11 protein-coding genes are annotated in these 10,240 nt (G+C 29.4%); 3 read left to right on the top strand and 8 right to left on the bottom strand.

The features are described from left to right. The 4 genes from RT714_RS09450 to RT714_RS09435 all read right to left on the bottom strand — a co-directional run. The coding region (locus RT714_RS09450) for a MutS-related protein (RefSeq protein ID WP_313757322.1) at window positions 1-1,586 on the bottom strand (1,586 nt) is incomplete at its 3' end. A gap of 49 nt (window positions 1,587-1,635) precedes the next feature. Beyond that, window positions 1,636-2,451, bottom strand: a complete 816-nt coding sequence (locus RT714_RS09445; protein ID WP_313757321.1) for a hypothetical protein — start codon at window positions 2,449-2,451, stop codon at window positions 1,636-1,638. Window positions 2,452-2,456: 5 nt separating this feature from the next. Beyond that, complete coding sequence (locus RT714_RS09440; protein WP_313757320.1) at window positions 2,457-2,990, bottom strand: zf-HC2 domain-containing protein; 534 nt, start codon at window positions 2,988-2,990, stop codon at window positions 2,457-2,459. Continuing rightward, window positions 2,987-3,475: an RNA polymerase sigma factor gene (locus RT714_RS09435; protein ID WP_313757319.1), complete on the bottom strand. Its 489-nt coding sequence runs from the start codon at window positions 3,473-3,475 to the stop codon at window positions 2,987-2,989. The genes RT714_RS09440 and RT714_RS09435 overlap by 4 nt, the downstream gene beginning before the upstream one ends. Window positions 3,476-3,735: 260 nt before the next feature. On the opposite strand from RT714_RS09435, the gene RT714_RS09430 reads away from it, so the two are divergent. Further along, the gene (locus RT714_RS09430) at window positions 3,736-4,179 is read left to right on the top strand and encodes a transcriptional regulator, SarA/Rot family (RefSeq protein ID WP_313757318.1); all 444 of its coding nucleotides are present in this window, start codon (window positions 3,736-3,738) and stop codon (window positions 4,177-4,179) included. Window positions 4,180-4,209: 30 nt separating this feature from the next. Then, a complete protein-coding gene (gene ftsH / locus RT714_RS09425; RefSeq protein WP_313757317.1) occupies window positions 4,210-6,057 on the top strand; it encodes an ATP-dependent zinc metalloprotease FtsH in 1,848 nt (615 codons plus the stop codon). 87 nt (window positions 6,058-6,144) lie between these two features. Here ftsH and RT714_RS09420 read toward each other — a convergent pair whose 3' ends face one another. Together RT714_RS09420 and RT714_RS09415 are read right to left on the bottom strand one after the other, a co-directional pair. Continuing rightward, window positions 6,145-7,218, bottom strand: a complete 1,074-nt coding sequence (locus RT714_RS09420) for a DNA polymerase IV (protein WP_313757316.1) — start codon at window positions 7,216-7,218, stop codon at window positions 6,145-6,147. 7 nt (window positions 7,219-7,225) lie between these two features. Further along, a complete protein-coding gene (locus RT714_RS09415; protein WP_313757315.1) occupies window positions 7,226-8,050 on the bottom strand; it encodes a metallophosphoesterase in 825 nt (274 codons plus the stop codon). Between the two features lie 299 nt (window positions 8,051-8,349). Between RT714_RS09415 and RT714_RS09410 the strand changes: the two genes are divergently transcribed. Continuing rightward, window positions 8,350-8,898 (top strand): LysM peptidoglycan-binding domain-containing protein, encoded by a 549-nt coding sequence (locus RT714_RS09410; protein ID WP_313757314.1) that lies wholly within the window; start codon window positions 8,350-8,352, stop codon window positions 8,896-8,898. Window positions 8,899-8,971: 73 nt separating this feature from the next. Here RT714_RS09410 and RT714_RS09405 read toward each other — a convergent pair whose 3' ends face one another. Both RT714_RS09405 and RT714_RS09400 read right to left on the bottom strand, forming a co-directional pair. After that, complete coding sequence (locus RT714_RS09405) at window positions 8,972-9,448, bottom strand: superoxide dismutase family protein (RefSeq protein ID WP_313757313.1); 477 nt, start codon at window positions 9,446-9,448, stop codon at window positions 8,972-8,974. Window positions 9,449-9,701: 253 nt separating this feature from the next. Further along, complete coding sequence (locus tag RT714_RS09400) at window positions 9,702-10,211, bottom strand: transposase (RefSeq protein ID WP_313757312.1); 510 nt, start codon at window positions 10,209-10,211, stop codon at window positions 9,702-9,704. Window positions 10,212-10,240: the final 29 nt, after the last annotated feature.

Raw genomic sequence — 10,240 nt, 5'->3', positions numbered from 1 at the left:
CCAAGAACATTTTTAGCACCTAGTATTCTATCTACAGAATTTGTCCCTCTAAAAATTTCATCAATTAAAAAGATAATCTTTTTATTTTCATTTGCAGCATCAATGATTCTCTTAATTCTAAGTAGTTCAGCATAAAAAGTTGATACTCCATTTTTCAAATCGTCTGTTACTCTCATAGATGTATATATATCCAATATTGGACAGGACATCTCACTAGCATATACGGGGCCTCCACTATATGCTAATACTAGATTTATACCTATAGTTCTTAAAAATGTTGTTTTCCCCGACATATTTGACCCAGTAATAATAAAAATACTATTATCCATTTCTATATTGTTTAATATCCTATCATTACTGCTTATAAGTGGATGTCCTAAACCTTCTGCCACTACTCTTAACTTTGAATTATCAATAGTTGGAAATGAAACTCCTTTATCTATTTGCATCAAAACACTTAAACTCATTAGAGCTTCAATTTCTCCTATGACTTCAATCCACTTCTTCACTTTTACCCCATATTTATTTTTCCAGTTTTCTAATAAAAAAACACATTCATAATCCCATAAGAATAGCCCATTAAATACTAGATATATTAAAGCATTGTTATGTCTTAAATTAATTTTTTCTGTAATCTTATCCAGCTCTTTTATTGCCAATATAGATGAATACTTTTCATTAAATAATACTTCTTTAATATCATTTAACTTTTTAGATTCAAACTTTTCCTTCTCCAATAGCTTGAGCATATCTACATAGGTTTCTAGATTATATCTAAAACTCCCTACTGGTCTTATGATCTCATTGATTTTTGCAAATCTTATCATCCATAATAAAATTTGAAGCAATATTAAAAACGGAATTAATATATATATTCTTTTAATTTTAAATATTATAATTATCCCTGATAATAGTATAAAAAATACTGGAAAAAAATGAATTAACGCTCTTATTTTTTGTGATTTTATCAAAACTTCTTTGTTTTCTGCATATTTTATTATCTTTTCTGGGTCTTGCAATTCTTTTTTATGCTTACCCCCTAAATATTCCAGTTCTTGACAGAAGTCTAGTTTTTTGCTAAGTTCTTTTATCGCTTCTTGTCTTAGATATATTTCATCTTTACCATATTTAGCTTCCAATAAAGTTTCTGCTAATACCTTTCTGCCGTTCCATGTATTAGCTATATTTATAAACTGAAACAAAGACTTTTTGTCTACTATATCTAAATCAAAAGAATATCTATGTTTCTTATTTATAAACTCTTCTCCAATATCATTAAAATCCACCCAATTTCCATCAATTCTAGCTAAATATTTATTATTTATATTTATAATTTCTTTTGAAAAATTTAATCTATCTTTAATTACATTGTGATATACGACCAACGCAATAAATAGCATTGCCAAAATAAAATCTATACTTACATAAATTGATTTATAACTAATTTTAATAATTATATAAGTAAGAAATATAATTCCTACAAATACTATAAATCTAGCAATGCTAATCAAATTAGATATTCTACTGTATTTTTTAATATTTTCATTTTGCTTCTGTATTCTCATTATAAATTTATCTTCAACCATTGAATTAACCTCTTCTTTTTATCTAGTTTCTAAATTTATATATAACTCATTAGTTATTTTTAGAATTTTTATCTCTAATATAAACACTCATTCTTTCTTCCCAGTCCTTTTCTTCCTCTCCTTTTTCAACTACATTATCATTCTTATAATCTTTAGCTTGTTGAAGCATATTTACCAAATCACCACTTTCAATATCCTCTGAAGTAACTCCATTAACCATTACAAGTATTTCATCATTTTCAATAAATAATCCATATTTTTTAAAATAACAGTTATTTTTTATAAAAGCCTTATGTGCATCAATTAAAATCCTTGCTATATCCTCTAAGGATGTATTCTCCGCATCAATATCAATAGTAACTTCTGTATCTATAGGTAATGATTTATCAAATTTCATATCAAGTTGCAAAGCATCTTTACCATTTTCATAAACAGTCTTATCATACATTACTCTCGTATTATTTTTTTCATATCCAAGCTCTTTGGCAATAATTCTTTTTGCAAGATCAGTATATTCATCTGAGAATCTTTCAATTGTATTGAACATTTTTAGAACAGAGCTTTCGTAATTATCATGATGTACCTTACCATTTCGATAATAAATATTAAACTTAGTATCTATACTTGTTCTTGATTTAGCTTTTGATATATATTCATTAAACTTAAAATTATAAATTGGCTTTTCTACTTCTAAATCAAGAAAAGAATAATTCTCTTTTACATATTGGTTGACTGTTTTTTCTGCAATCTTTGCAGATATCGGATTCCCCGCAAAAGCATTGGTAATAAAAAGTATTCCACTAATCAAAATTATAGCTATTAGTCCTGCAAATATTTTTAATATCCTCGTCTTTGTATTTTTCACTTTCTTCACCTCTCTTTCCTAAACGCAAATTCTAAAAGTACTGCAATGATTAATCCTAATCCTACTAAAACGGCATATATTGTGCTAAAGAATAATCCAGCATAAAGAATTTCCCAAACAAATTCACCAGATAGTATGCAGTCTATAATTTGCCATATATAACTTAAGATAAAGACTACAATTGGCATGAAATACCACTTTCTCCTTAGTGTTATAAATGAAACACCACCTATAATAGGCATTATTATAAAATTATAAAACATCCCCATCGAATTAGTAAGCCCCACTCCTACAACGGTACCCACTATCAAAATAATAATTTGAGTTACAACTATACTACGTTTTATAGCAAATATTATTTTTTTATCCTCTATTAATGATTGCTTAAACTTAATGGGTTCAAATATTTCAAACTCAGCTTTACAACTATTACAATATTTAAGATGTTCATTTACTATTTTTTCGCTATCCTCACTTGCTACACCATCTTTTACAAGTGGAATTAAATCTAGTATTATATCACAAGAAATATTTTTCAATATATTCCCTCCTTTTCTAAAACAGACTTAATCCATTTTTTAGTTCTAAAATCAATAACTCTTGCTGAGCTCTCTGATATTTTTACTTCCTCTGCAATTTCTATAAAACTATAACCCTCTAATCTCATGTTTATTATTTTTTGTGTTCGATTATCTTTTTCTAATAACAAGTTTCTTATCCTATTAGCTGCTTCTTTTGTAATCAATTTTTCATCTATTGTATCTGCTACGTATAATTCTAAAAGCTCGTTATATTCAACCATTGTTTTTTCTTTTCTAATATTTTGTAACCATAAATTTCTAGCTATGGAAAATAACCATGTTTTTATTGAAGAATGTCCTTTAAAGTTCACGATGGTTTTAATTGCATTTATAAAAGTTTCTGACAGCAAATCCTCTGAAAGGTCAGAATTATGAGTCAAAGAAAGTAGATATCTATAAATATCATCTTTATAAAGTCTATATAGTTTTTCTATTTCTCTCATCAAAATCCTCCTTTCATATAATTAGTCGCATTTTTTATGAGAATGTTACAGATATCCTAAAATAATTTTATATTTTATAAAAATAAATCCTTTACCCCCTATTTTTAAGTATACATTATAACGAAAATATATACTAAGCATGATTTATAAAATAAATTATATTGACAACCCCCTATATAAGGTATATTATATATGCATCATATATAATATACCTTATATGGTTATTTGAATATTAGTGAACATAAAAGGAGGCCTATAATATGGATGCTTTAGAATTTAAAAATCAATTGATGGATTTAATGAGAGATGTATCTGTAAACATGGGTACTACTTTCATTCCTATAATTAATAAATATGATTTAACTATTATACAAACTCGAATCCTTAGAGAAATAAAGGACAATAAAGATCATAGCATTGGTAGTTTAGCAAAGATTATGAGTATACAAAGTGGAAATACTTCATCTATGTGCAAACAATTAGAGAAAAAAGGATATCTACAAAGACATAGAGATAAATCAGATGAAAGAGTTGTAAAAATAGAGCTTACTGATAAAGGTTTATCTACTATTGATGAAATTGATAATACTTTAAAAGAAAGATATTCTCCCATATTTTCAAATGAAGACCCTGATAATCTCCACGCCATTATATCTGGTCTACAAGATTTAAAAGACTTGTTAATAAGAATGAATCAAGTATAAAAACTTTTAATTAGAAAGGTTGGAATGTTTATGAATAGAAAAAAAAATCCTAAAAAGCCTTTAATTTACTATTATACCATTGCGATGATAGTATTGATGCTTCTAAATACATTTGTATTTCCATCATTATTAAAGAAGCAAATAACTCAAGTTGATTATGGAACATTTTTAAAGCAGATAGAATCTGGAAATATTAAAGAAGTTGAGGTTCAACAAAATCAAATTGCCTTTATTGCACCAGATGATAAAGGAAAAGATAGTGTATTTATAACTGGTAAAATGGATGACCCTGATTTAGTAAATCGTTTGTATGAGCTTAATAAGCATAAAAAAATTGAATTCTCAAAGTTAATTCCAAAGGAAAGATCACCTCTTGCTAATTTCTTATTAACATGGATTATTCCTATATTATTTTTTATAGGAATTGGACAGTTATTTTCCCGTAATTTACAAGGAAAATTCGGAGGTAATTCTATGACCTTTGGCAAAAGTAATGCTAAGGTATATGTAGAAGCTCAAACTGGAAAAACTTTTGCTGATGTTGCTGGACAAAATGAAGCAAAAGAAGCTCTCACAGAAATCGTTGATTTTCTTCACAATCCAGAAAAGTATAAGGAAATCGGTGCACAACTTCCAAAGGGTGCTTTACTTGTAGGGCCTCCTGGAACTGGTAAAACCTTACTGGCTCAAGCAGTTGCAGGAGAAGCTCATGTTCCCTTCTTTTCCATATCTGGTTCTGAATTTGTTGAAATGTTTGTAGGGATGGGTGCTGCACGTGTACGTGATTTATTTAAACAAGCACAGGAAAAAGCTCCTTGTATAGTATTTATTGATGAGATTGATGCTATTGGTAAAAAACGCGATAATTCTGGTATGGGTGGTAATGATGAACGTGAACAGACACTTAATCAGTTACTTACTGAAATGGATGGATTCGATGGCAGTAAAGGCGTTGTCATACTTGCAGCAACTAACAGACCAGAAACTTTAGATAAAGCCCTTCTACGTCCTGGAAGATTTGATAGACGTATTCCAGTAGAACTTCCTGATTTAAAAGGTCGTGAAGATATTCTTAAAGTTCACTCTAAAAAGATTAAAGTAGAAAATAACATTGATTATAATGCTGTTGCTAGAGCTACTTCTGGTGCGTCAGGTGCAGAACTTGCCAATATCGCCAATGAAGCAGCACTACGTGCAGTAAAATGTAATCGTACTAAAGTAAATCAATCCGATTTTGACGAGTCAGTTGAAACAGTCATAGCCGGATATCAGAGAAAAGGTGCTGTAATATCTACTAAGGAAAAACTAATCATTTCTTATCATGAAATAGGACATGCTCTAGTTGCAGCAAAGCAGAAAAATTCTGCTCCTGTTCATAAAATCACTATTATTCCAAGGACTTCCGGTGCATTAGGATATACTATGCAAGTGGAAGAAGGAGAAAGATTTTTAATGTCCAAAGAAGAAATCTTCAATAAAATAGTTACTCTAACTGGTGGCCGTACTGCTGAAGAAATTATCTTCAATTCAATCACTACTGGTGCATCTAATGATATAGAACAAGCCACTAAAATGGCAAGAGCTATGGTAACTCGCTACGGAATGAGCGATACTTTCGACATGATGGCACTGGAAACAGTATCAAATCAATATTTAGGCGGAGATGCATCTCTAGCTTGTTCGGCTGAAATGTCATCTAGAATAGATGAAAAGGTTCTTCAAATAATCAAAGATGCTCATGAGAAAGCAAAAAGTATTCTTACTGAAAATATTGATAAACTTCATGAACTCTCTGAATATTTATTAGAACGTGAAACTATTACTGGTGAAGAATTTATGAGAATATTAAATGCACCTCCAAAACAATATAATAATTAATCTTTAAATTGAAAACAGGATACAATTATACAATTTATATAAATTGTATAACTGTATCTTTTTAATATAAATAATATTCATTAAAATTTAGTCGAATAGGGAAAGTTGTTCTAATTCTGAGGTCATAAGATTTGATGAAGTTATTCCAATTAATCTAATTTTACAATTTATTTCAATTTCATCTAAAAGCTCAAGAGCTATATCAAATATCTGAGAGAAATTGTTAATATATTCATTTAAAGTCTTACTTCTTGTTTGAACTGTAAAATTCTCATCTTTGATTTTTAAGGTAATTGTCCGCCCTTGTATACCTTTATTCTTTAAATCATATGATAATTCTTCTGAAAATTTTTCTATATATCCTACAAGTGTAGTTCTATCATTTGTGGCTTCTTGAAAAGTACGCTCTACCCCTAAAGACTTTCTCTCACGTGTAGTATTGATTTTTCTATAATCTATACCACGAATTCTACTATATATCTCCATACCAGCTTTTCCAAAAAGTTCTATAAGAAAATCCTCCGAAAGCTCCAGCAAGTCTTTAATGTTATAAATACCTATATCATTTAGTTTTTTGGCAGACTTTGGACCTATGCCATGAACTTTTCTTATATGTAATGGCAATAGTATTTCAGGTATCATATCCTCAGTTATTACCTTTATACCATTTGGTTTATTCCAGTCTGATGCAAGCTTAGCTAAAAATTTATTATATGAAATCCCTACAGACATGGTCAATCCTGTATTTAGCATTACTTTTTCTTTTATCTTCATAACTATTTCTATAGGTTCCATAGCTATCTTAGAAATATCTAAATAAGCCTCGTCTATGGATACCTGCTCAATTAAATCTATAAAATCATATAATATACTAAATACTTCTTTAGAAACGTCCCTATATCTTTTCATCCTTGGAGGAATAAAACATCCTTTAGGACATTTTTTCTTAGCCATAAATATAGGCATAGCAGAATGAACTCCATATTTTCTAGCTTCATAATTAGCAGTAGTGACAATACCGTGATTACTTAAACCTCCTACTATAACAGGTAATCCTTTAAGTCTAGGATTATCCTGTTCTTCTACCGATGCATAAAAGGCGTCCATATCCACATGAATAATATTCAGTTTTGTTCTATTCTTTGAGTCTTGTAAATTCATGATTTTATCACTTCTCTGTCTCAATTGTAATATTTGAAAATTGAACAGAATTAAATGCTCTTATTGGCTCAACACTATTTCCCAGACCACTATCAATATAAAGATTTATATCCTTTATTTTAAAAATTCCTTTATCGTACTTTGGAAAAAGTTCTTGCCCAGGAGCTACTATTGCCCCTATAAAAGGAATTCTAACTTGTCCTCCATGTGTATGTCCTGATAATATCAAATCTTCTTCTCCATTTAAAATTCCTTCTATATTATTAGGAGAATGTCTTAATAATATATTATAGCAATCTAAATTTAAGTCCTGTGTAGCTTCCTGATAATATATAATTTCTTCATCTTCTCTTGATTTAGGATAAAATTTAAGGCCTATAAGATTTATTTTCTGATCCTTTACTATAATTGTAGTAGAACTGTTTTCCAAAATGTTTATTTCTAATTTTTCCATTTCATTCTTTAAATCCTTATATAATTCCTGTCTAGCTTCATGATTGCCTTGCACAAAATAGATATCCTTATTTAATTCTAATAGAGTTTTAAATAGTTTAATTACAGTATCTAATTTTATATCATTATGATCTATAATATCACCAGTTAACACTATGAAATCTGGGTTAAACTCTCTTATCTCGTCTAGCATCTTTTCTAAATTAATTAAGTAATTAGAATGAAAATCAGATATCTGAGTTATTTTTAGACTATTTCTTAATTTTTTAGAAGTTATCCTTATATCTCTCACTCTAAATATACTTATCTGATTTAAATTATAAAAATATAGAAGTATTATAGCAGTTATAATAATAAATAAAATCTTCAATAATTTCACTTTTACCCTCCTATTACTAGAATAATATATCTATAATATATTGATTATGTCGTGAACTATTCATCACTTATAGAAGTGGATGCATTGGAACACCACTATATACATTTCTTTTATTATTTTTCTACAAACATATTATATCATAGAACTAGAGTTTGCTCAATGTATATATTACCTATCATGAAATTCATCATAATATAACAAGTTAATATATTACCTATTTTTTTATAATATTTTTAGCATTTATTACCTCTTTAGCATAATATGTAGTGACTATACTTTAGAAAGGAAATGTGATTATTATGAATGATGATTATCAAATAGAACAAGTATGTCCTCCTGGAAGTTTTCAATATACAATAATGGCAGGAGATACCTTATTTGCACTTTCTCAAAGGTTTAACGTAACTGTGCAAGCAATCATAAATGCTAATCCAGGAATTGATCCAAACAGATTGCAAATAGGTCAGATAATATGTATTCCTAGATCAACACCTCCATGTCCTAATGGATTTCTCTATACAGTAGTGGCAGGAGATACTTTAATAGGAATTGCTCAAAGATTTAATGTAAGCTTGCAGGCAATCATAAACGCAAATCCAGGAATTGATCCAAACTTTTTGCAAATAGGTCAGGTAATATGTATTCCTAGATCAATACCACCCACTCCTCCATGTCCTAATGGATTTTTGTATACAATAATGCCTGGAGATACTTTATTCTCACTTGCCCAAAAATTTAATGTAACTGTTCAAGCAATTATAAACGCGAATCCAGGGATAGATCCAAATAGGTTGCAAATAGGCCAAGTAATATGTATTCCTAGAAGATGTATTGTAGTTTGCTTTTAAGTACTTTTCAATAATATAATTCAAAAAACAAAAGCCCATTAATCTGAGCTTTTGTTTTTTATTGTAGAATTTTTTAAGATGGATAAATTACACCGCAAGCTATTCTCTTACCAGAGTTACCAGCTGGTTGTGATCTATAGTCATCTGGATTAAGATGTATAATTACGGATTTATCTATAACATCTTCAGGTTTGAATTTATTTGTAAAAAAACTCATTCTAGCATATCCATTATTTGAAAATAAAACAGGAAAATCTCCAGAGTGATTCCCATGAGGTTGATTTGTAGGATTGTAATGTCCTCCCGCAGATTCAAATGGATTATTTGGATCGGTAATTTGACATAATCCATTCTCATGTATATGGAATCCAAAGGGTCCTATTGGTTGTTGGTTATCCTCTGCTGGCTTATATGGAGGTAACCCCCATACCTCTACACTTACTTCTGTACCACCTTCCACATCATCAAAAAATACTACACCATGTAAATTTGGATATAAATTACCACCTTCTATTTTTGCATATGCCTTGGTTCTATTTTCAAAACACATACTATCCCTCCCTTCCAATATATAATATGAATGGAAGTTATAATAGGTGTGATATGGATATTTAAATTAAGTAAAAGGGACATATTGAAATTTTTAGGGTGTTTTTCAGTAGCCAAAAACTACTGGAGAAGATGAGAAACTAATAGACAATTTACTTTCTTGGAATCCAAAAGTCCAAGAAGTATGTAAAATCAAATAACTGAGATAGCTTAGGCAGTCAAATGGCTGCCATTATTGTATATACATGTGGTTATTAACCGGTTCTTTCCAACTTTAATTGATTTGATGGAATGATTCTAATAGGAGTAGTTGGTGTTCTTGTTGTTGCTGTAGCAGGTATTTCAACACGAGCAGGAAATAACCGAAACATATATTTTCCCACTGCCTCGGACAAGTTTTTTAAAAGATGAAATCGATCGCTGATTTGAACGGCTCCTGGATGAGCTTCTGTTATAGCCGAAGCATAAACCTGTGACCCATCTCTGGATACAATCTCAATACTTGGATAATTCCTTAACCATTCTATAACTGGCTCTTTATCTCTAGAATCAAGTATATCAATTATTCTATGGGAATCAAGATCAACCATAATAGTTCCATAAGAATATCGTTTTTTAAACGCAAAATCATCTATACAAACTCTAATGATACCATTTTTATCCATAGAGACAGGCATTTTTTTAAGCAGATTACATATTGTACCTTTACTTACTATGGTCATATCTGATTTTAATATTTGTGCTGCAGATACTGAGCTTACCATAGTAGATAGTCTTAGAATTTTCCCAATTA

The sequence above is a fragment of the Tissierella sp. genome (genome assembly GCF_032104385.1).
GTDB lineage: Bacteria > Bacillota > Clostridia > Tissierellales > Tissierellaceae > Tissierella.
The sequence above is the reverse complement of the archived record's forward strand: the minus strand, read 5'-3'. Positions and strand labels throughout refer to the sequence as shown.